The organism is Streptomyces johnsoniae (genome assembly GCF_031845565.1).
GTDB lineage: Bacteria > Actinomycetota > Actinomycetes > Streptomycetales > Streptomycetaceae > Streptomyces > Streptomyces johnsoniae.
This window is the reverse complement of record NZ_JAVREV010000019.1, coordinates 120,424-147,289: the sequence shown is the minus strand read 5'-3', so window position 1 is coordinate 147,289 and position 26,866 is coordinate 120,424. Positions and strand designations below refer to the sequence as shown.

General features: G+C 75.2%; 8 protein-coding genes and 1 pseudogene. 8 read left to right on the top strand and 1 reads right to left on the bottom strand.

From position 1 onward, the window contains the following. Window positions 1-7 precede the first annotated feature (7 nt). The 8 genes and pseudogenes from RM779_RS28315 to RM779_RS28280 form a co-directional block, all read left to right on the top strand. A pseudogene (locus tag RM779_RS28315) lies at window positions 8-6,478 on the top strand (SDR family NAD(P)-dependent oxidoreductase); the annotation flags it as partial. Window positions 6,479-6,503: 25 nt separating this feature from the next. Beyond that, complete coding sequence (locus RM779_RS28310) at window positions 6,504-12,050, top strand: SDR family NAD(P)-dependent oxidoreductase (protein WP_311620618.1); 5,547 nt, start codon at window positions 6,504-6,506, stop codon at window positions 12,048-12,050. 14 nt (window positions 12,051-12,064) lie between these two features. After that, on the top strand, window positions 12,065-19,015 hold the full coding sequence (locus tag RM779_RS28305; RefSeq protein WP_311620617.1) for a type I polyketide synthase: 6,951 nt from the start codon (window positions 12,065-12,067) through the stop codon (window positions 19,013-19,015). Then, window positions 19,012-19,701, top strand: a complete 690-nt coding sequence (locus RM779_RS28300; RefSeq protein WP_311620616.1) for a class I SAM-dependent methyltransferase — start codon at window positions 19,012-19,014, stop codon at window positions 19,699-19,701. The genes RM779_RS28305 and RM779_RS28300 overlap by 4 nt, the downstream gene beginning before the upstream one ends. A gap of 64 nt (window positions 19,702-19,765) precedes the next feature. Then, window positions 19,766-20,308: an SRPBCC family protein gene (locus tag RM779_RS28295; RefSeq protein ID WP_311620615.1), complete on the top strand. Its 543-nt coding sequence runs from the start codon at window positions 19,766-19,768 to the stop codon at window positions 20,306-20,308. Window position 20,309: 1 nt separating this feature from the next. Then, on the top strand, window positions 20,310-22,151 hold the full coding sequence (gene asnB, locus RM779_RS28290; protein ID WP_311620614.1) for an asparagine synthase (glutamine-hydrolyzing): 1,842 nt from the start codon (window positions 20,310-20,312) through the stop codon (window positions 22,149-22,151). 12 nt (window positions 22,152-22,163) lie between these two features. Then, the gene (gene ubiG / locus RM779_RS28285) at window positions 22,164-22,958 is read left to right on the top strand and encodes a bifunctional 2-polyprenyl-6-hydroxyphenol methylase/3-demethylubiquinol 3-O-methyltransferase UbiG (RefSeq protein ID WP_311620613.1); all 795 of its coding nucleotides are present in this window, start codon (window positions 22,164-22,166) and stop codon (window positions 22,956-22,958) included. Further along, window positions 22,945-24,756, top strand: a complete 1,812-nt coding sequence (locus tag RM779_RS28280; protein WP_311620612.1) for an FAD-dependent monooxygenase — start codon at window positions 22,945-22,947, stop codon at window positions 24,754-24,756. The genes ubiG and RM779_RS28280 overlap by 14 nt, the downstream gene beginning before the upstream one ends. A 20-nt stretch (window positions 24,757-24,776) precedes the next feature. Here RM779_RS28280 and RM779_RS28275 read toward each other — a convergent pair whose 3' ends face one another. Then, window positions 24,777-26,825 carry a GTP-binding protein gene (locus RM779_RS28275; protein ID WP_311620611.1) on the bottom strand — a complete coding sequence of 683 codons (2,049 nt, stop codon included), beginning with the start codon at window positions 26,823-26,825 and terminating at the stop codon, window positions 24,777-24,779. Window positions 26,826-26,866: the final 41 nt, after the last annotated feature.

Sequence of the window (26,866 nt, the reverse complement as noted above, 5' to 3'; positions counted from 1 at the left end):
GGCAAACGAAGACAAGCTGCGCGAGCACCTCCGGTGGGCGACCGCAGAACTGACCGCGACCCGGCGGCGCGTGCGCGAACTGGAGGAGGCCGACCGCGAGCCCGTCGCCGTCATCGGCATGGCCTGCCGTCTCCCCGGCGGCGTCAGCACGCCGGACGACCTGTGGCGGCTGGTCGCGGACGGCACCGACGCCATCGGCGAGCCGCCCGCGGACCGCGGCTGGCCCGACGCGTTCTACGACCCCGACGGGGAAAGGACCGGCACCTCCTACGTGCGGGTCGGCGGATACATCGACGGCGCCGACCGCTTCGACGCGGCGTTCTTCGACATCAGCCCGCGCGAGGCGCTGGCCATGGACCCGCAGCAGCGGCTGCTGCTCGAAGCGTCCTGGGAGGCCATGGAACGCGCGGGCATCGCCCCGGCGTCGGTGCGGGGCGAGCGCGTCGGGGTCTACGCCGGGCTCATGTACCACGAGTACGCCGCCCGCCTGTCCGCGGTGCCCGAGCCCGTCGCCGGTTTCCTCGGCGCGGGCAACGCGGGCAGCGTCGCCTCCGGGCGCATCGCCTACGCCCTCGGCCTTGAGGGCCCGGCCGTCACCGTGGACACGGCCTGCTCGTCCTCGCTCGTGGCGCTGCACCTGGCGGCGGGGGCGCTGCGCCGCGGGGACTGCACCATGGCGCTGGCCGGCGGCGTCACCGTGATGGTGACGCCCAGCGGCCTGATCGAGTTCAGCCGCCAGCGCGGCCTGGCCCGCGACGGCCGGTGCAAGTCCTTCGCCGCGGCGGCCGACGGCACCGGCTGGGGCGAGGGCGTCGGGATGCTGCTGCTCGAACGGCTTTCTGACGCGCGGCGGAACGGGCATCCGGTGCTCGCGGTGGTGCGCGGCTCCGCCGTCAACCAGGACGGGGCGAGCAGCGGCCTGTCCGCGCCGAACGGCCCCTCGCAGGCGCGCGTGATCCGGCAGGCGCTGGACGATGCGGGGCTCGCCCCCGACCTCGTCGACGCGGTGGAGGCGCACGGGACGGGCACGTCGCTTGGCGATCCGATCGAGGCGCAGGCGCTGCTGGCGGCCTACGGCCGGGACCGGCCCGCGGGGCGGCCGTTGTGGCTGGGCTCGGTGAAGTCGAACATCGGCCACACCCAGGCCGCCGCGGGCGCCGCCGGGGTGATCAAGATGGTGCTGGCGCTGCGGCACGGGGTGCTGCCGCGCACGCTGCACGTGGACGAGCCGACGCCGCACGTCGACTGGTCCTCCGGCGACGTGCGCCTGCTCACCGAGGCGGTGGACTGGCCGGACACCGGCCGCCCGCGCCGCGCCGCCGTCTCCTCCTTCGGCGTGAGCGGCACCAACGCGCACGTCGTCCTGGAACAGGCGCCGCCCGAGGAGCCCGCCGCCGTGACACCGGGGCCGGAACGCGGGGCCGTACCGTGGGTGGTGTCGGCGCGGTCGGCCGCCGCCCTGGACGCCCAGGTCACGCGGCTGCGGGCGGCCGTTCAGGCGCACCCGGAGTGGGACCCGGCCGACGTGGGCTGGTCGCTGGCGGCGGGCCGCTCGCCGTTCGAGCACCGCGTCGTCGCCGTCGGCGCGGACCGCGCCGAGCTGCTGGACGCCCTCGACGCGCCGGCCGGCGGGAGCCGCCCCCGGCTGCCGGTGTTCGTCTTCCCCGGACAGGGCTCGCAGTGGCCCGGCATGGCCGTGGAACTCCTGGACCACAGCCGGGTGTTCCGCGAGGCGCTGACGGCCTGCGCCGACGCGCTCGCGCCGTTCACCGACTGGTCGCTGATCGACGTGCTGCGCGGGCGCGGCGAGCTGAGCCGCGTCGACGTGGTGCAGCCCGCCCTGTTCGCCGTCATGGTCGCGCTCGCCGCCCAGTGGCGCTCCCTCGGCGTCGAGCCGTCCGCCGTGGCCGGCCACTCGCAGGGCGAGATCGCCGCCGCCTGCGTCGCCGGGGCCCTGTCGCTCGACGACGCCGCCCGGGTCGTCGCGCTGCGCTCCCTGGCGCTGAAGGACATCACCGGTGACGGCGGCATGGCCTCGGTGCCGCTGTCGCGCGAGGAGACCGAGGCCGGGATCGAACGCTGGGGCGGCAGGCTGTCGGTGGCCGCCCTCAACGGGCCGCGCTCCACCGTCGTCTCCGGCGACCGCGACGCCGTCGAGGAGTTGGTGGCCACGGACCTCGGCGCCCGGCGGATTCCCGTCGACTACGCCTCGCACTCGCCGCACGTGGAACGTCTCAGGCAGCGCATCCTGAACGACCTGTCCGGCATCGCGCCGCGCGCCGGCGCCGTGCCGTTCCACTCGACGGTCACCGGCGGCCTCCTGGACACCACCGGGCTCGACGCCGCCTACTGGTACCGGAACCTGCGGCAGCCCGTCCGCTTCGACACGGTGGTGCGGGACCTCGCCGACCGGGTCTTCGTCGAGTGCAGCCCGCACCCGGTGCTGACGGTCGGCATCGAGGACGCCGCGGCCGTCGGGTCGCTGCGCCGCGACGAGGGCGGCCCGCGGCGCTTCCTGACCTCCGCGGGGGAGGCGTGGACGAACGGCGTCTTCGTCGACTGGCGGCGGGCGTTCACCGGCCGCCGCCGCGTCGACCTGCCCACCTACGCCTTCCGGCGCCGCCGCTACTGGCTTGAGGACACCGGCGCCGCGGCGGCGGACGCGGCGTCCCTCGGGCTGCGCCCGGCGCCGCACCCGCTGCTGCGCGCCGCCGTTCCGCTGGCAGGGGACGACGCACTCGTCCTCACCGGGCGGCTGTCCACCGCCACGCACCCGTGGCTGACCGGCCACCGCGTCTTCGGCAGCCTGCCGGTGCCGGGCGTGGCACTGGCCGAACTCGCCGTGCACGCGGGCGACCACGCCGGGTGCGACCTCGTCGAGGAGCTGACGCTGCGGACGCCGCTGGTCGTTCCCGAGGCGGGCGGCATGCAGCTCCAGGCGGCCGTCGGCGCCCCCGACGCGCACGGCCGCCGCGAACTGACGCTGTATGCGCGCCCGGACGACGCGGCCGACGCGGTCGACGCGCCCTGGACCCGGCACGCCACCGGCGTCCTGGCCGTCGCCGCGCGCCGGCCAGCGGCGGAACGCGACCCGCGGCCCGCCTGGGCGCCGGCCGTCTGGCCACCCGACGGCGCCGAGCCGGTGCCCGTCGACGGGCTGTACGAGCGGCTGGCCGCGGACGGCCTGGACTACGGGCCCGGGTTCCGCGGCCTGCGCGCGGTGTGGCGGCGCGGAACGGAGATCTACGCCGAGGTCCGCCTGCCGGACGGCCAGGAGGGCCGGAACGGACAGGGCGGCCCGGGTGAACAGGGCGTCGGCGCCGAAGGGTTCGGCCTGCACCCGGCGCTGTTCGACGCGGTGCTGCACGCGGCGGCGCTCTCGCACCCGGGCCGGGTCGCCCTGCCGTTCTCCTTCACCGGCGTGGCCCTGCACGCCACCGGCGCCACGGCGCTGCGCGCGCGGCTGACTCCCGTCGGCCGGGACGCGGTCGAGGTGGCGGTGGCCGACACCTCCGGCGCGCCCGTCGCCACCGTCGCCTCGCTGGCGAGCCGGCCGGTGACCCGCGACCAGCTCACGGCGGCCCGCGGCCCGCTGTGGCACGTCGACTGGGCCCCCGCGGCCCTGCCGGACGACCCCCCGGCGGGGCGGTGGGCGGTGGCGGACGAGGACACCCTCGGCCTCGGCGCCGCCCGCTGGGACCCGGCGGCCCCCGCGGCCGAAGTCCCGGCGCCAGACGTGCTGTTCCTGCCGTTCCTGCCGCCACCGTCGGGCACGGGCACGGGCACGGGCACCGTGGCCGAGGCGGCGTGCGGCGCCACCCACCGGGCGCTGGCCGTCATGCGGGACCGGCTCGCCGACGAGCGGCTCGCCGGAACCCGCCTCGTCGTGGTCACCCGCGGCGCCGTGGCCGCGGCGCCGGGCGAGCCCGTGCACGACCTGGTGCACGCCGCCGTCGTGGGCCTGGTCCGCTCCGCGCAGACGGAGAACCCCGGCCGGATCACGCTGCTCGACCTCGACCCCGCCGCCCGGCCCGCCTCCCGCGAGCTCCTGGCCCGCGCCCTCGCGGCCGACGAGCCGCAACTCGCCGTCCGCGGCGCGGAGGTGCTCGTCCCCAGGCTGGCCCGCGCGGACGCCCGCCGCGTCCTCCAACCGCCGCCGGACGGCGGCGGTTGGCGCCTGGACGTCACCAGCAAGGGCACGCTGGAGAACATCGCGCTGCTGCCCGCCCCCGCGGCCGACGAGCCGCTGAAGCCAGGCCAGGTGCGGATCGCGGTGCGCTCCGCGGGCGTCAACTTCCGCGACGTGCTGCTCGCGCTGGGCATGGTCGACCAGGACGTCATGGGCGGCGAGGTCGGCGGCGTCGTCCTCCAGACCGGCCCCGGCGTCACCGGCCTCGCGCCGGGCGACCGGGTGATGGGCATGGTGCCCGCCTCGTTCGGCCCGGTCGCCGTGGCCGACGAGCGGCTGCTCACCCCGCTGCCCGACGGCTGGTCGTTCACCGAAGGCGCGACCGTGCCGATCGCGTTCCTCACCGCCTTCTACGGCCTGGTCGACCTCGCCGCCGTCCGGCCGGGCGACCGGGTCCTGGTCCACGCGGCGACCGGCGGCGTCGGCATGGCCGCCGTCCAGCTCGCCCGCCACCTCGGGGCCGAGGTCTACGCGACGGCCGGTCCCGCCAAATGGGACACGCTGCGCGCCATGGGCATCCCCGGGGAACGGATCGCGTCCTCCCGCGACCTCGGCTTCGAGGAGCGGTTCCGCGACGGCACCGGGGGGCGCGGCGTCGATGTCGTCCTCAACTCGCTCGCCCAGGAGTACGTCGACGCGTCGCTGCGCCTGCTGGCCCCCGGCGGCCGGTTCGTCGAAATGGGCAAGACCGACATCAGGGACGCGGCGGAGGTGGTGGCGAAGCATCCGCGGATCTCCTACGAGGCGTTCGACCTCATCGACGCCGGTCCCGAACGCATCGGACGGATGCTGGCCGACCTGAAGGACCTGTTCGCACGCGGCGTCCTCGCGCCGCTGCCCGCGGCCACCTGGGACGTGCGGGCCGCCCCCGACGCGTTCCGCTTCATCGGCCAGGCCCGGCACGTCGGCAAGGTCGTGCTGACCGTGCCGCCCGACCGGCCCGACCCGCAGGGGACCGTCCTCGTCACGGGCGGCACCGGCGTGCTCGGCACCCTGGTCGCCCGCGAACTGGTGGCCGTCCACGGCGTGCGGCACCTGCTGCTGACCAGCCGCCGGGGCGCGGACGCGCCCGGCGCGAAGCGACTTGTCGACGAACTGGCCGCGCTCGGCGCCCGGGTGACGGTCGCCGCCTGCGACGCGTCCGACCGCGACGAGCTGGCCGCGGCCCTCCGCGGTATCCCCGCGGCGCACCCGCTGACCGGGGTGATCCACGCGGCCGGGGTCCTCGACGACGGCGTGCTGGCCGCCCTGACCCCGCGGCAGGTCGACGCCGTGCTGCGGCCGAAGATCCGCGCGGCGTGGCACCTGCACGAGCTGACCGCCGACGCCGACCTGAGGATGTTCGTGCTGTTCTCGTCCGCCACGGCCACCCTCGGCGGCGCCGGGCAGGCCAACTACGCGGCGGCGAACGCGTTCCTCGACGCCCTCGCCGCGCACCGCCGCGCCCGCGGACTGCCCGGCCTCTCCGTGGGCTGGGGCCTCTGGGCACGGGCCAGCGGCATGACCGGGCACCTGGACGCGGGCGACCTGACGCGGATGCGCAGGGCGGGCGTCACCCCGCTGTCCGACGAGGAAGGACTCGCGCTGTTCGCCGCCTCCCTCGCCGCGGAGCGCCCGCACCTGCTGGCGTTCCGGCTCGACCCGGCGGCGCTGCCGGGGCCCGTGCCCGCGCTGCTCCGTGGCCTCGGCGGCGCCCCCGCCCGGCGGGTGGCGGGCGCGGCCGGCGACGGTCAGGGGGAGCAGGCCCTCGCGGCGCGGCTCGCGCCGCTGACCGAGGCCGAACGGGACGGCCTGCTCCTCGACGTGGTCTGCACCCACGCCGCGACCGTCCTCGGGCATGCCACGCCGGACGACATCCGCACCGGCCAGGCGTTCCGCGCCCTCGGTTTCGACTCGTTGACCGCCGTCGAACTGCGCAATCGCCTGAACACCGTGACCGGCCTCCGCCTCGCGGCCACCGTCGTCTTCGACCACCCCACCCCGGCCGCGCTCGCCGCCCACCTGCGGTCCCGGCTCACCCCGGGCCCCGCGCCCGGCCGACCGGCGCAGGATGAGGACCGGGTCAGGTCGGCCCTGGCCGCCATCCCGCTGACCCGGCTCCGGCAGGCGGGCCTCGTCGACACCCTCCTCGAACTCGCGGGCCACGACCGCGACCGCGACCCCCGGCCCTGGCCCGGCGGTGACGGCAGCGGAGGCGACGGCGGCGACGGGGCGCGCGGGCCTCACGACATCGACGCCATGGACGCCGACGCACTGATCGGCATGGCCCTCGACACCACAGACCTCTGAACGCGCCGGAAGTGCGGAGACGACGATGGCGGCATCCCAGGAACAGCTTCTCGACGCGCTGCGCGCGTCGCTGAAGGAGACCGAACGACTGCGGCAGGCCAACCGGAAACTCGAAGACGCCTGGCGGGAGCCCGTCGCGATCGTGGGCATGGCCTGCCGCTTCCCCGGCGGCGCCGACTCCCCCGAGGACTTCTGGCGGCTGCTGGCCTCGGGCGGCGACGCCGTGGGCCCCTTCCCCGAGGACCGCGGCTGGGACCTCGACGACCTGTTCGACCCCGACCCGGACCGGCCGGGCAAAAGCTACGTGCGGCACGGGGCGTTCATCGCGGGCGCCGACCGTTTCGACCACGCGTTCTTCGGGATCAGCCCGCGCGAGGCGCTGGCGATGGACCCGCAGCAGCGGCTGCTGCTGGAAACCACCTGGGAGGTGTTCGAACGCGCCGGGCTCGACCCCCGCTCGGTCCGCGGCAGCCGCACCGGCGTGTTCGTCGGCGCCGCCCCGCTCGGCTACGAAAGCGCCGGGCAGCACGCCGAGGGTGCGGAAGGCTACCTGCTGACGGGCACCACCGTCAGCGTCGCCTCGGGCCGCCTGGCCTACGTGTTCGGCCTGGAAGGCCCGGCCGTCACGGTCGACACCGCCTGCTCCTCGTCGCTGGTGGCGCTGCACCTGGCCTGCCAGGCGCTGCGCCGCGGCGAGTGCACCATGGCCCTGGCCGGTGGGGCCGCCGTCATGGCCGCGCCCCACATGTTCGTGGAGTTCAGCCGCCAGCGCGGCCTGGCCCCCGACGGGCGGTGCAAGGCGTTCTCCGCCGCGGCCGACGGCACCGCCTGGGGCGAGGGCGCCGGGGTGCTGCTCGTGGAGCGGCTTTCTGACGCGCGGCGTAACGGGCACCCGGTGCTCGCGGTGGTGCGCGGCTCCGCGGTGAACCAGGACGGCGCGTCCAACGGGCTCACCGCCCCCAGCGGCCCCGCGCAGCAGCGCGTCATCCTGGACGCCCTCGCCGACGCCCGGCTGTCGGCCGGACTGGTCGACGCGGTGGAGGCGCACGGCACGGGCACGTCGCTCGGCGATCCGATCGAGGCGCAGGCGCTGCTGGCGACCTACGGCCAGGACAGGACCGCGGAACGGCCGTTGTGGCTGGGCTCGGTGAAGTCGAACATCGGCCACACCCAGCTCGCCGCCGGCGCCGCCGGGGTGATCAAGATGGTGCTGGCGATGCGGCACGGGGTGCTGCCGCGCACGCTGCACGTGGACGAGCCGACGCCGCACGCCGACTGGTCCTCCGGCGCCGTCGAACTGCTCACCGAGGCGGTGGACTGGCCGGACACCGGCCGCCCGCGCCGCGCCGCCGTCTCCTCCTTCGGGATCAGCGGGACGAACGCCCACCTCGTCCTCGAACACCCGGGAGCCGACCCACCTCCCGCGGACGGCGCCGCGGAAGCCGGGGCCGCGGCCGTTCCCCTGCCCTGGCTGGTGTCCGCCGCCGACGCCGCGGCCCTGCCCGCGCAGGCCGCGCGGCTGCGCGACGCCGTGGCCGCCCACCCGGAGTGGCACCCGCGCGACGTGGCCCGCGCCACCGCGACCACGCGCGCCGCCCTGGAGCACCGCGCCGCGGTGGTCGGCACGCACCGCGCCGACCTGCTCGCCGGACTCGACGCGCTCGCCCGCGGCGAGGACGCGCGGCACACCGTCCGGGACACCGCCCCCCGGCCCGGCAGAACCGGCTTCCTGTTCACCGGCCAGGGCGCGCAGCGCCCCGGCGCCGGCCGCGAACTGCACGCCCACTACCCGGTGTTCGCCGACGCACTCGACGAGGTGTGCGAGGCGCTGAGCGACCACATCGGGCAGCGGGTCCGCGACATCATGTTCGCCCGCGAGAACGAGGCGCCCGCCCGCCTCCTCCACGACACCGCGTTCACCCAGGCCGCCCTCTTCGCACTGGAGGTGGCGCTGTTCCGGCTCGCCGAATCCTGGGGCCTGCGCCCCGACTTCCTGCTCGGCCACTCCGTCGGCGAACTCGCCGCCGCCCACGCCGCCGGGGTCTTCTCGCTGGACGACGCCGTCACCGCCGTGACCGCGCGCGGGCGGCTGATGCGGGCCTGCCCGGCCGGCGGGCTCATGGTGTCCCTCCAGGCGGGGGAGGCCGAAGTGCTCGACCTCCTCGAAGGGCACACCGACCGGGCGGGCATCGCCGCCGTCAACGGCCCGCGGACCGTGGTGATCTCGGGCGACGAGGACACCGTCCTCGCCCTCGCCGGCCGGCTGGAGGCCCTGGGCCGCCGCACCAGGCGCCTGCGTGTCAGCCACGCCTTCCACTCCCCGCACATGGACGGCATGCTCCAGCCGTTCCGCGACACCCTCGCCCGCCTGACGCCGCACGAACCCGCGATCCCCCTCGTATCGAACGTCACCGGCCGCCCCCTCACCGGGGAACAGGCCCGTTCCCCCGAGTACTGGGCACAGCACGTCCGCCGTCCGGTGCGCTTCCACGACGGCCTGCGCCACCTCGCCGACCAGGGCGTCACCACCTACCTCGAACTCGGCCCGGCCGGTGTGCTGTCCGCCCTCGTTCACGACGCCCTCGTTCACGACGCGCTCGCCGCCCGCGAACCCGCCGCCGTCGCCCTGCCCCTGCTCCGCCGGAACCGGCCCGAGCCCGCCACGGCCGTCGCCGCCGTGGCGCGCGCCCACACCAGGGGGGTTCCCGTCGACTGGCGGGCCTTCCACGGCCCGCGCGGCGGGTGCCCCGTCGACCTGCCCACCTACGCCTTCCAGGGGCAGCGGCACTGGCCGGCGCCCGCGGCGGCCACCGCGGGCGCCACCGCCCTGGGCCTGGACGCGGCGGGGCACCCCCTGCTGGGCGCCGCGGTCAGCACCGCCGATGGCGACGGACTCGTCCTCACCGGGCGGCTGTCGACGCGGACCCACCCCTGGCTCGCCGACCACGTCGTGCTCGGCACCGTCGTGGTACCAGGCACCGCCTACCTCGAACTCGCCGCGCACGCCGCCCGCCTGGTGGGCTGCGGCGGCATCGAGGAGCTGACCCAGGAAGCCCCGCTGATCCTCGCGGGAAGCCGCGGCACCCGCGTCCAGGTGACCGTCGGCGCCGCCGACGACACCGGCCGCCGGACCCTCACCCTCCACTCCCGGCCCGACGACGCCGACCCGGGGCAGCCGTGGACGCGGCACGCGGACGGCGTGCTGGCCCCCGGCACCAGGCCGGACACGGACACGGCACAGGAACCGGCACCGGCACCGGCCGCCGAGTGGCCACCGGCCGGCGCGGAACCCGTCGGCATCGACGGCTTCTATGCCGAAGTGGCCGGGCACGGCTTCGCCTACGGGCCCGCCTTCCGCGGCCTGCGGGCCGTGTGGCGGCGCGGCGAGGAGGTGTTCGCCGAAGCCGCCGTCCCCGCGGAGGCGCGGACCGCGGCCGGCACGTTCGGCGTGCACCCCGCCCTGCTCGACGCGGCCCTGCACGCGGGCCTCGTGGGGAACACCGGCGGGCAGGTCCTGCTGCCCTTCGCCTGGCGCGGCGTCACCGTGCGCGCCGCGGGCCCCGCCGCGCTCCGCGTCCGGCTCGCCCCGGCAGGACCCGGGGCCAGGTCCCTGACGGTGACCGACGACACCGGCGCCCCCGTCGCGTCCGTGGACGCGCTGCTGGCCCGCCCCGTGTCGCCGGAACAGCTGCGCGCGGCGCGCGGGGGACACCACGACGCACTGTTCCGCGTGCGCTGGGAGCCGTCGGCGGGACCCGAGGACACCGGCACGTTCGCCGTCGTCGGCTCCGACCGGAAGCCGGACACGTACCCGGATCTCGCGGCACTCGCCGCCGCCGCCCGGTCCGGCACCCCCGTGCCCGGCACCGTCTTCCTCGCGGACGCCGCGCCCGCACAGCCCTTCCGCCCCGAGGCCGTCCGGGAAGCTGTCGACCGGACCCTCACCGCGCTGCGGGCCTGGCTCGACGAGGAACGGTTCGCCGCCTCCCGCCTGGTGTTCGTGACCCGCCGCGCCGTCTCCACCGCACCCGGCGAGGACGTGACCGACCTGAACCGTGCGCCGCTGTGGGGCCTGCTGCGGGCCGCGCAGGCCGAGCACCCCGGCCGCTTCGGGCTGCTCGACCTCGACGACCTCGACGACCTCGACGACGCCCTCCCCGCCGTCCCCGCCGACGAGCCGCAACTGGCCCTGCGCGGGGGCCGGTTGCTCGTGCCGCGCCTCGTGCGCGCCGGGCGGCAGGAAGGGAACGCGCCGCCGCCGCGCACGGACGGCACCGTCCTCATCACCGGCGGCACCGGCGCCCTCGGCGCCGCCGTCGCCCGGCACCTGGCCACCGTGCACGGCACGCGGCACCTGCTGCTCGTCAGCCGCCGTGGGCCCGACGCCGAGGGCGCCGACGCACTGCGCGCCGACCTCACCGCGGCCGGCGCCCGCGTCACCATCGAGGCGTGCGACGTCGCCGACCGGGAAACCCTGGCGAAGGTGCTGGCCGCCGTGCCCGCCGCGCACCCGCTGACCGCCGTCGTGCACGCCGCGGGCGCCGTCGACGACGGCGTGCTCGAAACGCTGACCCCGGAGCGCGTCGACACGGTGCTGCGCGCCAAGGCGGACGCCGCCTGGCACCTGCACGAACTCACCCGCGACGCCTCCCTGACCGCGTTCGTGCTGTTCTCCTCCGCCGCCGCCACCCTGGGCGGCGCGGGCCAGGGCAACTACGCGGCGGCGAACGCGTTCCTCGACGCGCTGGCCCGCCACCGCGACGCACTCGGACTGCCGGGCACGTCCCTGGCCTGGGGCCCGTGGGCGGGCGGCGCGGGCATGGCCGCCGCGCTCGGCGGTGCCGCGCAGGCCCGCATGCGCCGCACCGGCGTGGTGCCGCTGGCGACCGACGAGGCGCTCGCGCTGTTCGACGCCGCCACGACCGGCACGGAACGGAACCCGCTGCCCGTCCGGCTGAACCTCGCCGCGCTCCACCGGGCCCCCGACGATCCGCCGCCGCTGCTGCGCGGCCTCCTCGCCGCCGCGCCGAACCGGGCGGCCCCCGGCGCGGACCTCGCCCGGCGCATCGCCGGCCTGCCGCCCGCCGAGCAGGAACGAGCCGCCCTCGACTTCGTCCGCGGACAGGTCGCCCACGTTCTCGGCCACGGCGGAGCCGCCACCGTCGCACCCGAGCGGGCGTTCGACGACCTCGGCTTCGACTCGCTGACGGCCGTCGAACTGCGCAATCGCCTCACCACGGCCACGGGGCTGCGGCTGCCCGTGACCCTCGTATTCGACCATCCGACCTCGACCGCCCTGGCCCGCCACCTGCTCGCCGAACTGCCCGGGGCACGCGGGGACGAGACCGGCTCGACGAGTCCCGTGCTCGCCGAACTCGACCGGCTGGAAGCGGCCCTGTCCGACCTCGCGCCCGAAGCGGCCGACCGCGCCGGGGTCGCGGCCCGCCTGCGGGCCCTCGCGGACCGCTGCGACGACAGCCCGGCCGGCGACACCGCACGCGCCGACGGCCTCGCTTCGGCCGCCGACGATGAAGTCTTCGACTTCATCGAAAAGGAACTCGGCATCTCCTGAAGGGGTGGGCCGACGTGGCCACAGAAGACACAGAGGACAAGCTCCGCTACTTCCTGAAGCGGGTCACCGCCGACCTGCACGAGACCCGCCTGCGCCTGAACCAGAAGGAGGCCGCCGACCACGAGCCCATCGCCATCGTCGGGATGTCCTGCCGCTTCCCCGGCGGCGCCGACTCCCCCGAGGGGCTGTGGCGGCTGATCGACTCCGGCGGCGACGCCGTCGGCCCCTTCCCCGACGACCGCGGCTGGGACCTCGACAACCTGTACGACCCCGACCCCGACCGGCGGGGCAGGACCTACGGGCGGGAGGGCGGCTTCCTCGACGGCGTCGCCCGCTTCGACGCCGGGTTCTTCGGCATCGGCCCGCGTGAAGCCCTCGCCATGGACCCGCAGCAGCGGTTGCTGCTGGAGACGTCGTGGGAGGCGTTCGAACGGGCCGGGATCGTCCCGGACACCCTGCGCGGCAGCCGCACCGGCGTGTTCGTCGGCACCGGCCACCAGGAATACGCGGCGCTCATGCAGCGGGCCACGGACAACTTCGAGGGCTACCTCCTGACCGGCGGCGCCGCGAGCGTCATCTCCGGCCGCCTGGCCTACGTGTTCGGCCTGGAAGGGCCGGCGGTGACGGTGGACACGGCGTGTTCCTCGTCGCTGGTGGCGCTGCACCTGGCCGCGCAGTCGCTGCGCAACGGCGAGTGCACCATGGCACTCGCGGGCGGGGCCGCCGTCATGGCCTCACCCGGCATGTTCGTGGAGTTCAGCCGCCAGCGCGGGCTGGCCCCCGACGGGCGGTGCAAGGCGTTCGCCGCCTCGGCGGACGGCACCGGCTGGGGGGAGGGCGTGGGCGTCCTCCTCGTCGAACGCCTCTCGGACGCGCGGCGGAACGGGCATCCGGTGCTTGCGGTGGTGCGGGGCTCGGCGGTGAACCAGGACGGCGCGTCGAACGGGCTGACCGCGCCGAACGGCCCCTCGCAGCAGCGCGTCATCCGTCAGGCCCTGGCCGACGCCGGACTCACCGCCGCCGACATCGACCTGCTGGAGGCGCACGGGACGGGCACGTCGCTCGGCGACCCGATCGAGGCGCAGGCGCTGCTGGCGACGTACGGCCAGGAACGGCCCACGGGACGGCCGTTGTGGCTTGGCTCGGTCAAGTCGAACATCGGCCACACCCAGGCCGCCGCGGGCGCCGCGGGCATCATCAAGACGGTGCTGGCGCTGCGGCACGGGGTGCTGCCGCGCACGCTGCACGTGGACGAGCCGACGCCGCACGTCGACTGGTCCTCCGGCTCCGTCGAACTGCTCACGCGGGCCAGGGACTGGCCGGAGACCGACCGCCCCCGCCGTGCCGCCGTCTCTTCGTTCGGAGCCAGTGGGACGAATGCGCATGTGGTGGTGGAGGAGGCGCCGGTTTCTGAGTCGGGTTCTGTTTCCGTTGTGGGTGGTTGGGTGCCGTGGGTGGTGTCGGGTCGTTCGGTGGGGGCGTTGTGGGGTCAGGTGGGGCGGTTGCGTGATGCGGTGGTGGGGTGTGAGGGGTGGGGTGTGGGTGAGGTGGGGTTGGGTTTGGTGTCGGGTCGTTCGGTGTTTGGGCATCGGGCGGTGGTGGTGGGTCGGTCGCGGGAGGAGTTATTGCGGGGGTTGGGGGAGCCGTTGGTTGGGTCGGTGGTGGTGGGGTCTGATCGGCCGGTGTTTGTGTTTCCTGGTCAGGGGTCGCAGTGGGTGGGGATGGGTGTGGAGTTGTGGGGGGAGTCGGAGGTGTTTCGTTCGCGGTTGTTGGAGTGTTCTGAGGTGTTGGAGCCGTTGGTGGGGTGGTCGTTGGTTGAGGTGTTGTTGGGTGGGGGTGAGGGGTGGCTGGAGCGGGTGGATGTGGTGCAGCCGGTGTTGTGGGGGGTGATGGTGGCGTTGGCGGGGTTGTGGGAGTCGTTGGGTGTGGTGCCTGCTGCGGTGGTGGGTCATAGTCAGGGGGAGATTGCGGCGGCGGTGGTGGCGGGTGGTTTGTCGTTGGCGGATGGTGCGCGGGTGGTGGCGTTGCGGTCTCGGGCGATCGCGCGTGGGCTTGCGGGTGGTGGGGGGATGGTGTCCCTTCAGCTGCCGGTGGCGGATGTCGAGGAGTTGATTGGGCGGTTTGGGGGTCGGGTGTCGGTGGCGGCGGTGAACGGCCCGGCGTCGACGGTGGTGTCGGGAGACGTGTCGGCTCTTGAGGAGCTGGGTGGGCGGCGGGTTCCGGTGGATTATGCGTCGCATTCGGCTCAGGTGGATGCGATCCGCGATCAGATTCTCGAAGACCTTGCGGGGTTGGTGCCGGGGTCGGGTCGGGTGCCGTTTTATTCGTCGGTGACGGGTGGGTTGTTTGATACGGCGGGGTTGGATGCGGAGTATTGGTTTACGAATTTGCGTGAGCGGGTGCGGTTCGATGAGGTGGTGCGGGGGTTGGGGGATGCGGTGTTCATCGAGTGCAGTGGGCATCCGGTGTTGGTGCCGGGGTTTGAGGATGGGGTGGCAATCGGGTCTCTGCGGCGTGGTGAGGGTGGGTTGGGGCGATTTTTGAGGTCGGTGGGTGAGGCGTGGGTGCATGGGGTGCGGGTGGAGTGGGGGCGGCTTTTTGAGGGGCATTGCCATATCGACCTGCCGACCTACGCCTTCCAGCGCCGCCACTACTGGGTGGACACCGTTCCGGCCGACGCGCCCGAGGAGGAGGCGGACCCCGCGGCTTCGCCGCTCCGCGACCGCCTCGCCGGGCTGTCCGGGGGCGAGCGGGCGCGGCTGGTCTCCGACATGGTGGCCGCCCACATCGGTGCCGTCCTCGGGCGCACCGATCCCGTTCCGCCGGACCGCCCGTTCACCGAGCTGGGTTTCGTCTCCCTGACCGCCGTCGAGCTGCGTAATCGTCTCCGCGCGGCCACCGGCCTGAAACTCCCCGCGACCGTGGTCTTCGACCACCCGACCCCCGCCGCGCTCGGTGCTTTCCTGCTCGCCGAGGCGCAGGGCGCCCGGCCGGCGGATGACGCCCCGGCGCCCGTGGCGGCCGATCCCGCTGAGCCGATCGCCGTCGTCGCCATGGCCTGCCGCTTCCCGGCCGGCATCGCCTCCCCTGACGACCTGTGGCAGCTCCTCGACGGCGGCGGCGACGCGATCAGCGAGTTCCCGGCCGACCGCGGCTGGGACCTGGAGGGGCTGTACCACCCTGACCCCGACCACCCCGGCACGGCCTACACCCGCCACGGCGGATTCCTCGCGGACGCCGCGTCGTTCGACGCCGGGTTCTTCGGGATCAGCCCGCGCGAGGCGCTGGCCATGGACCCGCAACAGCGGCTGCTGCTCGAAACCGTCTGGGAAGCCTTCGAACGGGCCGGTATCGCGCCCGAGTCGCTGCGCGGCAGCAGGACCGGCGTGTTCGCCGGTACCAGCGGTCAGGACTATCCGCTGCTCGTGCGTGACGCCGCGGGCAGCACCGAGGGCTACACGCTCACCGGCAACGCGGCCAGCGTCATCTCCGGCCGCCTGGCCTACACCTTCGGCCTCGAAGGGCCCGCCGTCACGGTGGACACCGCGTGCTCCTCCTCGCTCGTCGCCCTGCACCTGGCGTGCCAGTCACTGCGCAGCGGCGAGTCCTCGCTCGCGCTGGCCGGCGGGGTGACGGTGCTGTCCACGCCCGAGGCGTTCATCGCGTTCAGCCGCCAGCGGGGCCTGGCCCCCGACGGGCGGTGCAAGGCGTTCTCCGCCGCGGCCGACGGCACCGCGTGGAGCGAAGGCGTGGGCGTCGTCGTGCTGGAACGGCTCTCCGACGCCCGCCGCAACGGCCACCCCGTGCTGGCGCTGGTGCGCGGCACGGCCACCAATCAGGACGGCGCCAGCAACGGCCTCGCCGCGCCGAACGGTCCCTCCCAGCAGCGCGTCATCCGGCAGGCCCTGGCCAATGCCCGGCTGACCGCGGCCGACGTCGACGCGGTCGACGCCCACGGCACGGGCACGGCGCTGGGCGATCCGATCGAGGCGCAGGCGCTGCTCGCCACCTACGGCCGGGACCGCGACGCCGAACGGCCCCTGTGGCTGGGCTCGGTCAAGTCGAACCTGGGCCACACCGCCGCCGCCGCGGGCATGGCCGGGGTGATCAAGATGGTGCTGGCGATGCGGCACGGGGTGCTGCCGCGCACGCTGCACGTGGACGAGCCGACGCCGCACGTCGACTGGGCGGGCGGCGGCGTCGAGCTGCTGACGAAGCCCACGGACTGGCCCGAGGCGGAACGGCCCAGGCGTGCGGGCGTGTCCGCGTTCGGCATCAGCGGCACCAACGCCCACGTCATCCTCGAACAGGCACCGCCCGCGGAGGAGCGTACGCGGGAACGGCCTCCGCCCCCGCCCGGGCCCGTGCCGTGGCTGCTCTCCGCGGGCTCCGAGGCGGCGCTGCGCGCCCAGGCGCGTCGGCTGCGGGCCCACCTCGACGACCGGCCCGGCCTCGGCCCGCTCGACGTCGGGCACTCCCTGGCGCTGTCCCGCGGGGCCCTGCCGCACCGCGCGGCCGTCCTCGGGCGGGAGCGGGAGGAGCTTCTCACCGGGCTCGACGCGCTGGCCGCCGGCGGCGCCGCCGCCGGGCTGGTGCGGGACGTCGCGGCGGCCGGGCGCACCGGCCTGCTGTTCCCCGGGCAGGGCAGCCAGACGCCGGGGGCAGGGCGCGCGCTGCATGCCGCGTTCCCCGTGTTCGCGGACGCGCTGGACGAGATGTGCGGGCATCTCGACGGGCATCTCGAACGGCCGCTGCGCGACGTGCTGTTCGCCGAGGGCGGCTCGCCCGGCGCCGCGCTGCTTGACCAGACGGTCTACACGCAGGCCGGCCTGTTCGCCGTGGGCGTGGCGCTGTTCCGGCTCTTGGCCTCCTGGGGCGTCGAGGCCGACGCCGTCGCCGGGCACTCGCTGGGGGAGCTGACGGCGGCCTGCGTGGCCGGGGTCCTGTCGCCCGCGGACGCCGCCGCGCTCGTCGCGGCCCGCGGGCGGCTGATGGACGCGACACCGCCCGGCGCGATGCTGGCGGTGCGCGCCGGGGAGGCCGAGGTGCGCGCGCTGCTCGCCGGGCGCGAGGAGGCGGTGGACGTCGCCGCGGTGAACGGGCCCGCCGCGACGGTGATCTCGGGGACGGAAGACGCCGTGGCCGCCATGGCCGATGACCTCGCCGCGCGCGGGCACCGGGCCAGGCGCCTGCGGGTCGGCCGCGCGTTCCACTCGCCGCTCATGGACGGCGTGCTGGAAGATTTCGGCCGGATCGCGAAGGAGCTGACGTTCCGCCCGCCGCGGATCACCCTCGTCTCCAACGTGACCGGCGCGCCCGTCACCGACGAGGTGTGCTCCGCGGAGTACTGGGTGCGCCACGTGCGCAGGCCCGTGCGGTTCCTCGACGGTATCCGGGGCATGGCGGCCGCGGGCGTGACCACGTTCATCGAGGCGGGTCCTGGCGGCGGGCTCTCCTCGCTCGTGCAGGACGCCCTGGCGGGCGAGGGAGACCGGGCCGCGGTGCCGCTGCTGCGGCGCGGCCGGCCGGAGACCGACAGCGTCGTCGCGGCCCTGGCGCGGGCGCACGCCCGGGGCGTGCCCGTGAAGTGGCGCGCGGTGTTCGCGCCCTGGGGCGGGCGGCGCGCCGATCTGCCGACGTACGCGTTCCAGCGGGCACGCTACTGGCCCGGCGGCACCGTCAGGACCTCGCCGCCGCGTCAGGACGAAGGCCCCCCACTCGCCGCCCAGAACGCCCAGAACGCCCAGAATCCCGAGAACGCCGACGCGCTGCGGCAGCGCCTCGCCGCCCTCCCGGGGCCCGAGCGCGCGGCGGCCCTGCGGGATGTGGTGGCCGCGCACGTCGCGGCCGTGCTGGGGCACCAGAACACCGAGGCGGTGGTCGCCAGCCTCGGGCTGCCCGAGCTGGGCTTCGACTCGCTCGCGGCGGCCGAGCTGCGCGGCGCGCTGCACGCCGCGACCGGTCTGCCCCTCGCGGCCTCCGCCGTCTTCGAACACCCCACCCTGGACGCCCTCACCGCACACCTGCTCGCCGGGCTCGACACCGTCGCCCCCGCCGCCCCCGCCGCGGGCGGAGTCGGGACCGGGGTCGGGATCGGGACCGGGCTGAGCGGGCTGGCGCTGCGGGCCGCGGGGCGCGGCAGGTTCGAGGAGTTCCAGCAACTGCTGGCGGCCGCCGCCCAGTTCCGTGACGTCTTCACCGCCGAGGAGGAGCCCGCGCCAGGCCCCGCGGCCGTCCGCCTCTCCCGCGGCCCGGCGGGCCCGGCGCTGTACTGCTTTCCTTCGTTCGCCGCCCGCTCGGGTGCCCACCAGTACGCCCGGCTGGGCGCCGCCCTGCGCGGCGAACGCGACCTGTGGGCGCTGCCCGCCCCCGGATTCGCGGGGAAGGAACGTCTGCCGGCCGACCTCGGCGCGCTGACGCGGGCACACGCGGCCGAGGTCGAACGGCACGCGGGCGGCGCACCGTTCGTGCTCGCCGGCCACTCCGCCGGCGGCTGGATCGCCCACGCCGTCGCCGCCCGGCTGGAGAGCGGCGGCACCGCACCGCTCGCCGTGGTGCTGCTGGACAGCTACTGGCCCGGCAGCGCGACGCTGCCGCTGATCCAGGCCGAGATCGGGCGGCGGCTGCTGCGCGGCGGCAGCCGGGAGCGACCCGCCGAGGAGCCGTGGGACGACACCTGCCTGACCGCGATGGGCGGCTACGCCCGGCTGTTCGCGGACTGGCGGCCCGAGCCCCTGGCCGCACCCGTGCTCCACATCCGGGCGACGGACCCGCTGCCCGGTTTCCCCGACCAGGGCTGGCATGCCGCCTGGCCCCCCGCCCGGCGCACGGACCCGGCGCCCGGTGACCACTTCACGCTGCTCGGCGAGCACTCCGCCACCACCGCGCGGGCCGTTCGCGACCTGCTCACCGGCCTCTCCCCGTCGGGGGAGCCGCGCCGGGACCCAACGGAAGGACACCGATGAGCATTGACCACGACCGCGAGCGGGAGGCCGCGGACCGGGCCCTCGTCGAAGGGCACGCCCCCTACCACCGACGCGCGCTGGCGTTCTACGACCTGTTCGTCATGCACGGCAGCGCGCCCTGGTGCTGGCGCTGCCCGTCCCGCAACTTCCGGCAGCTGTACGACACTTGCATCGGCGCCCGGCACGCCGAGATCGGCGTCGGCACCGGCTATCTGCTCGCCCGCTGCCGGTTCCCCGTGCCCGACCCGCACATCACGCTCGTCGATCTCAACCCCGCCACGCTCGACTACACGGCCGAGCGCCTGGCGGACTTCCGGACCGAGCGGGTCCTGGCGAACGCGCTGGAGCCGCTGCCGCTGGACGAGGGCGCCTACGACTCGGCCGCCCTCAGCTTCCTCCTGCACTGCATCCCCGGCAGCCTGAAGGAGAAGGGCATCGCCCTCGCCAACGCCGCGCGGGTCGTGCGGCCCGGCGGCGTCGTGTTCGGCAGCACGGTCCTCGCCTCCGGGGTGCCGGTCTCCCGCGCCGGGCGCTTCCTCATGCGTGACCTCAACCGCAAGGGCGTCTTCCACAACGACCGCGACTCGCTCGGCGATCTGCGCGACCAGCTGCACACGCCCTTCGAGCGGCACGAGCTGGTCGTCCGCGGATGCGTCGGCCTGTTCCGCGCCTGGACGCCTTCCTGAACGCCGCCCGCCCGACCGTCCCCGTCCCCACCCCCGTCCACCACCCGAGGGAAGGAATCCGCCCATGGGCAGCCACCGCTGGTATCCCATCGAGGAAGCCGACGACTCGTTCCTTACCACCGCCCCGCTGCGGCACGCGCGCTCCGTCGACGTTCCCTTCCCCGCCGAGGAGACCTGGGCGGCCCTCACCGGGGACGGCGTCTCCAGCTGGACGCGCGGCATGCGGAAACTCACCTGGACCTCCCCGCGCCCGTTCGGCGTCGGCACCACCAGGGAGATCCACATGAGCGGCAACTTCCTGCTCCGCGAGCGCTTCTACCGCTGGGACGAGGGGCACCGCAAAACGTTCACCGGGGTCGCCGGCACCCGCGCCATCTTCCGCAGGCTCGTCGAGGACTACGTGGTCGAGCCCACCGCCGACGGCTCCCGGTTCAGCTGGCGGTGGGCGGCGGAACTGCGCCGCCCGTGGCGCTGGTTCGGCTACCCGCTCGACCTGCTGATGTTCGCCCCGACCGGGCGCTCCCACATCGACGGGCTGCCCGGCTACCTCGCCGGTCCCGGGCACCCGGGCCGCAAGCCGTCGGACGCCAGGCCGGAAGGACAGTGACATGTGCGGCATCACCGGCTGGATCTCGTTCGACCGCGACCTCACCCGCGAGGAGGCCGACCTCGCGGCCATGACCGCCACCATGGCCTGCCGCGGCCCCGACGCCGAGGGCACCTGGCTCGCGCGGCACGCCGCGCTCGGCCACCGCAGGCTCGCCGTCATCGACCTGGCGGGCGGCGCCCAGCCCATGGTCGTCGACACCCCGGACGGACCCGTCGCCATGACCTACAGCGGCGAGGCGTACAACTTCACCGAGCTGCGCGACGAACTGCGCCGCAGAGGGCACGCGTTCCGCACCGCGAGCGACACCGAGGTCGTCCTGCGCGGCTACGTCGAGTGGGGCCCGGCCCTCGCCGACCGGCTGAACGGCATGTACGCCCTGGGCATCTGGGACGGCCGCACCGACCGGCTCGTGCTCATCCGCGACCGGCTCGGCATCAAACCCCTCTACTACCACCCGACGGACGACGGCGTCCTGTTCGGGTCCGAGGCCAAGGCGATCCTGGCGCACCCGCTGGTCGAGCCCGTCATCGACACCGACGGCTTCCGCGAGCTGTTCGGCTTCGTCAAGACGCCGGGCGCCGCCGTGTGGTCGGGGATGCGCGAGGTGCGCCCCGGCGCGGTGGTCACCGTCGACCGGGCGGGCCTGCGCGAACACGTCTACTGGAAACTGGCGGTGACCGAGCACCGCGACGACACCGACACCACCGTCGCCCACATCGGGGAGCTGCTGGACGACATCGTCACCCGGCAGCTCGTCGCCGATGTCCCGCTGTGCGTGCTGCTCTCCGGCGGCCTCGACTCCAGCGCGCTCACCGCCCTGGCCGCCAGGGCCATGCGTGAACGCGGCGAGCGCGCCCGCAGCTTCACCGTCGACTACGAGCAGCGCGGCGACTTCGCGCCGGACGAGCTGCGCGGCAGCCGCGACGCGCCGTTCGCGCGGGAGCTCGTCGCCCACGTCGGCACCGAGCACCACGACATCAGGCTCGACCACCGGGAGCTGGCCGACCCCGGGGTCCGCGCCGCCACCGTCACCGCCCGCGACCTGCCGTTCGGCTTCGGCGAGGCGGACAACTCGCTGTATCTGCTGTTCCGGGCGATCCGCGAGCACTCCACGGTCGCGCTGTCCGGCGAGTCGGCCGACGAAGTGTTCGGCGGCTACCCGTGGTTCCACCTGCCGGTGGTCCAGCAGGCCGCGATGTTCCCCTGGGTCACCGCCTCGGGGCTCGACCCGTCCGGTCACCCCACCAAGCTGATCGACCCCGACCTGCTGCTGTCCACCCTGGACATCCCCGGCTACTGGGCGCAGCGGTACGCGGAGGCGGTGGCCGAGGTCCCCGGGCCCGACGGGGAGGACCCGCACGAGCGCCGGATGCGCGAATTCTGCTACGTGCACCTGACGAGCCTGCTGGGCATGCTGCTCGACCGCAAGGACCGCATGAGCATGGCCGTCGGACTCGAAGTGCGGGTGCCGTTCTGTGACCACCGGCTCGTCGAGTACGTCTTCAACACCCCCTGGTCGATGAAGACGTTCGACGGCCGCGAGAAGAGCCTGCTGCGCTCGGCCGTGCGCGGGCTCCTGCCCGCCTCGGTCGCCGACCGGCGGAAGGCGCTGTACCCCAAGACGCAGGACCCGCGGTACGTCACCGCGCTGCAACGACAGGTCGCCGACCTGCTGTCGGCCGCCCATCCGGCGGCCGACTACTTCGACCGCGACGCGCTGCGCACGGCCGCCGCAGGGCCCCCGGAGGCGGTCCACCGCGACGCGCGCGAGGCGTTCGAGCGGGTGCTCGACCTGGCGACCTGGCTGGACGTCCGCCGCCCCGTCATCAAGCTGTCCTGAGGAGAGCCGATCATGGTAGTCGACAACGACCTTTACAACGCGCCGGATTCCTGGTGGCGCGACGACCAGCCGTTCGCCACCCTCCAGGCGTTCACTCCCGCGCGATTCGCCTACTTCCACAAGGTGCTGACCGAGACCCTGGAACTCGATCTGGCGGACACCCCGGTACTGGACATCGGCTGCGGCGGCGGGCTGCTGGCCGAGGAGTTCAGCCGGGCCGGCTGCCGGGTCACCGGCATCGACCCGTCCCGCACCTCCCTCGCGGCGGCCGGGGAGCACGCCAAGGAGTCCGGCCTGGAGATCGAGTACAAGCACGCCGTCGCCGAGCGGCTCCCGTTCCCCGACAACAGCTTCGACCTCGTCTACTGCTGCGACACCCTGGAACACGTCACCGACACCGACCAGGCCATCCGCGAGGTGGCCCGGGTGCTGCGGCCCGGCGGCTACTACCTGTACGACACGATCAACCGGACGTTCCGCTCCTGGATCGGGATGATCAAAATGGCCCAGGACTGGAAGTCCGTCAGCTGGGCCCCCCGCGACCTGCACGACTGGCGCAAGTTCATCAAGCCGGCGGAGCTGTGGGCGCTGTTCGCCGCGCACGGCCTGGACAACCGTGAAACCGTCGGATTCGCGCCCGGCCGCGGCCCGCGCGAGATCCTGCGCCTGGCGCGCAGCCGCGCCCGCGGGCGGATCACCTACGGCGAGCTCGGCCGGCAGTTGCGGATGGGCACGGCCAAGGACACGTCCGGCATCTACGCCGGCTACGCCCGCAACACCGAAGGGACGACGCATGCCGAGCAGTGACGGCCGCGGGACCTGGGACATCCGGGTGCCGGTGCTCATCGCAGGCGGCGGGCCCGCGGGCCTGGCCGCGTCCCTGGCCCTGTCCCGCTACGGGGTGCACCACCTGCTGGTGAACCGCCATCTCGGAACCGCCCACACGCCGCGGGCGCACCTGATCAACCAGCGCACCGGCGAGATCCTGCGCGACCTGGGCGTCGAGGACCGCGTCCTGGCCAGCGCGGTACCCGGCGAGGCCATGGCCAACCACGTGTTCATGTCCACCTTCGCCGGGCCGGAGGTGGCCAGGATCGACGCCTACGGCAACGGCCAGGACCGGGTCGGGGCATACCGGGCCGCCAGCCCCAGCCCGCTGTGCAACCTGCCCCAGCACCTGCTGGAACCGATCCTCGTGGCGGCCATCGAGGAGGCGTGCGTCGGAGAGCTGCGCTTCGGGCACGAGTTCGTCTCCCTGGAGCAGGACGAGCACGGCGTCACGGCGGTCATCACCGACCGGCTCTCCGGGCACGAGTACGTGGTGCGCGCCGACTACCTGATCGGCGCCGACGGTGCCCGCAGCCGCGTGCTCCGGCAGCTCGGGCTCGACCTGGAGGGGCACACCGGCGTCGCCCGGGCCGTCACCACCTGGTTCGAGGCCGACCTCTCCCGCTACGCCGCCCACCGGCCCGCCCTGCTGTACATGGGCGCGGTACCCGGCCACGACCCCGCGGACGGGCGGGTCTTCGTCAGCCTGCGGCCCTGGCACGAGTGGCTGCACCTCACCTTTCCCCCGCCCACCCAGGAGGTCGACGAGAACGACCACGAGGCCGTCCGCGCAGGCATCCGCGAAAGCATCGGCGACCCGTCCGTGGACATCACCATCAAGAACGTCTCGGCCTGGGAAGTCAACAGCGCGGTCGCGCCCCGCTACGCGCGCGGACGCGTGTTCTGCGTCGGCGACGCCGTCCACCAGAACCCGCCGACCAACGGCCTGGGCCTCAACTCGGCCATCGCCGACTCGTTCAACCTCTGCTGGAAGCTCCGTCTCGTCCTCGACGGCCTCGCGGGGCCCGGGCTGCTCGACACCTACGAGGCCGAACGGCAGCCTGTCGGGCGGCAGATCGTGGACCGTGCGTTCCGCAGCATGCTGGACCTCATGGGCATCCCGCAGGCGCTCGGCTTCGCCGACGGGCAGAGCGCCCAGGAGCAGTGGCACCTGCTGGAGACCCTGCACGACGAGACTCCGGAGGCGGAGAAGCGGCGCGCCGCCCTCGCCGCCGCCACCGCCGCGATCCACGGACAGGCCAACGCCCACGGCGTCGAACTCGGCTACCGCTACCGCACCGGCGCCACCGTCCCCGACCACACGCCCGAGCCCGTGCAGGACCGCGACCCCGAACTGTACTACCGGGCGACCACGTGGCCGGGCGCACGGCTGCCGCACGCCTGGCTGGAGAACGGGCGGCGCCGCTGCTCGACGCTGGACGTGACCGGGCACGGCCGGTTCGTGCTGCTCACCGGCCCAGGCGGCGAACGCTGGCACGAGGCGGCGCGCGACGCCGCGCTGCTCACCGGCCTGCACGTCACGGTCCGCGGCATCGGCACCCGCGGCGGGCTGCGCGACCCGTACGGCACCTGGGCGGACCTCCGGGAAGTCGAGGCGAGCGGCGCCGTCCTGGTCCGCCCCGACGGCCACGTCGCGTGGCGGGCCGCGGACAGCGGGCACGCCGGGGAACTGCCGCAGGTGATGGCCACCATCCTGGCCACGTCCCCGCAGCACCCCGACGGCGAACCGCCGCCACCCGCACGCCCCGCGCCCTGAGCGCGGCCGCGCGGCCGCGATCAGCCGCCGTTCGCGGCCGTGCGGGACAGGCTCCGGTCGGCCAGATACCGCAGGTACTCCTCGTAGTTCAGCGGGTTGCCGTCGAACCGTTCACGGCGCGGGGGAGTGCCCCGCACCGGCCGGTCCCGGCCCCCGCGGGACCACAGCGCGCCCTCGCCGTGCGTGAGCCCCGGCAGGGCCGCCGTCAGGTCCTGCACCAGCCGCGTCGGTACCTGGGCGCCGACCACCCACGACGCCCCGCGGCCGGTGGTCCCCGTCGTCTCCGCGCCGAGCGCGGCGAGAAAGCCCACGACACCGCCGAGCGTGTCCGGCGGAATCTCGATCTCCACCGACTGGCAGGGCTCGAACAGCCGGGAACCGGCCGCCCGCAGGGCCCGCAGCAGGATCACCGGAGTCAGGCCGCGGAAGTCGGCCGCCACGCTGGCCGGCGCCAGGTAGCCGACGCGGACGAGCGTCACCGTGCAGTCCGTCACCTCCCAGCCGTGAAGACCCTGGTGCAGCGTGCGGAGCGCGGCCTCCTCGATCGCGCGGTGGAACGCGCGGGGCAGCGCGCCCCACTCCACCTGCCGCCGGAAGGCGACGCCCGAGCCGAACGGGGCCGGCTCGACCCGCAGCCCGACCGTGGCCCAGAACTCGTCGGTGCCCGGGCCGAGGTCCTGACTCGCCTCGCCCGCCCCCACCGGCCGTTCCACGTACACCGGCCTGATCTTCTCGAAGACCGGGTCGATTCCGTGGCTGCGCCTGATCCGCTCCGCGATCACCTCCTGCTGCACCGCGCCGTAGAGCAGCACCGAGGTCGCGCCATCGCCGGCCGGGCGCGTTCTGATCAGCGGGTCCTCGTCGGCGAGGTCGGCAAGGGCGGCGTGCAGCGCCGCCTCCTGCCCGGCCTGCCGGGGCCGGACCGCCGACTCGAGTCCGGGCGGGGCGAAGTGGGCCAGGCCCTGCCCGTCCCCGTGCCCGTCCCCGTCCCCGTGCCCGTGCCCGGTCCCGTGCTCGCCGAGCCGGTCGCCGACCCGCACCCGGGGCAGGCCCCTGAGCCTGCCGATGCTGCCCGCGGCCAAGCGCCCGCCGCCCGCCTCCCGGCGGCGGGACCCGGGCGCCGTGACGACGTCGAGGCGGGTCACCCGGCCGCTGAACTCGGTTGTCGCACCGCCCGGTTCGCGCCGCCGGAAGGTCAGCCGCTCGCGTTCTCGCACCTCGCCGGAGAACATCCGCACCAGGGCGACCTTTTCCCCGCCCCCGGCGCGTTCGACGGCGAAGACCGTGCCGCGGGCCGGCGCCTCCCGCCGGGCCTCGGGGCGCGGCAGGAACGCGGTGATGCCCGCCACCAGGTCACCGACGCCCGTGCCCGTCAGGGCCGAGCCGAACCAGACGGGATGCACGAGACCGGCCGCCGTCTGGGCGGCGAGCAGCCGGTGCACCTCGCCGGCCCGCGGCACGTTCCCCTCGACGAGCCCGGCCAGTACGGTCTCGTCGTGTTCCGCGAGTACCTCCGCGGCCTGCTCGCGGACGTCGCGCCGCTCCGGCGGGCGGGGCAGGGACCTGGCGGCGGTGGTGCCCGCGTGCCGCACCGCGCTCATCGGCACCAGGTGCGGGGCGAGTTTCTGCCGGATGTCGGCGAGCAGCTCCTCGGGCCGCGCACCCGCCCGGTCGATTTTGTTGACGAACAGGAGGGTCGGCAGCCGCAGGTTCCGCAGCGACCGCATCAGGACGCGGGTCTGCGCCTGGACGCCCTCGACGGCCGACAGCACGAGCACCGCGCCGTCCAGCACGGCGAGTGCCCGTTCCACCTCCGCGATGAAGTCCGGGTGGCCGGGTGTGTCGACGAGGTTGACCTGCAGGTCGCCGACGCCGAACGCCGCGACCGCGGAGCGGATGGTGATGCCGCGTTCGCGCTCCAGGTCCCCGGAGTCGGTCTGCGTGCTTCCGGTGTCGACGCTGCCGAGCGACGCGATGGCGCCGTGGTCGAACAGCAGCCGCTCGGTGAGGCTGGTCTTACCTGCGTCGACGTGGGCGAGAATGCCAAGGTTCAAGGTCTTCGGGGGCACAGGGGTCCTCGGGAGTCAGGAAGGGGGAGTCCAGCAGCTCG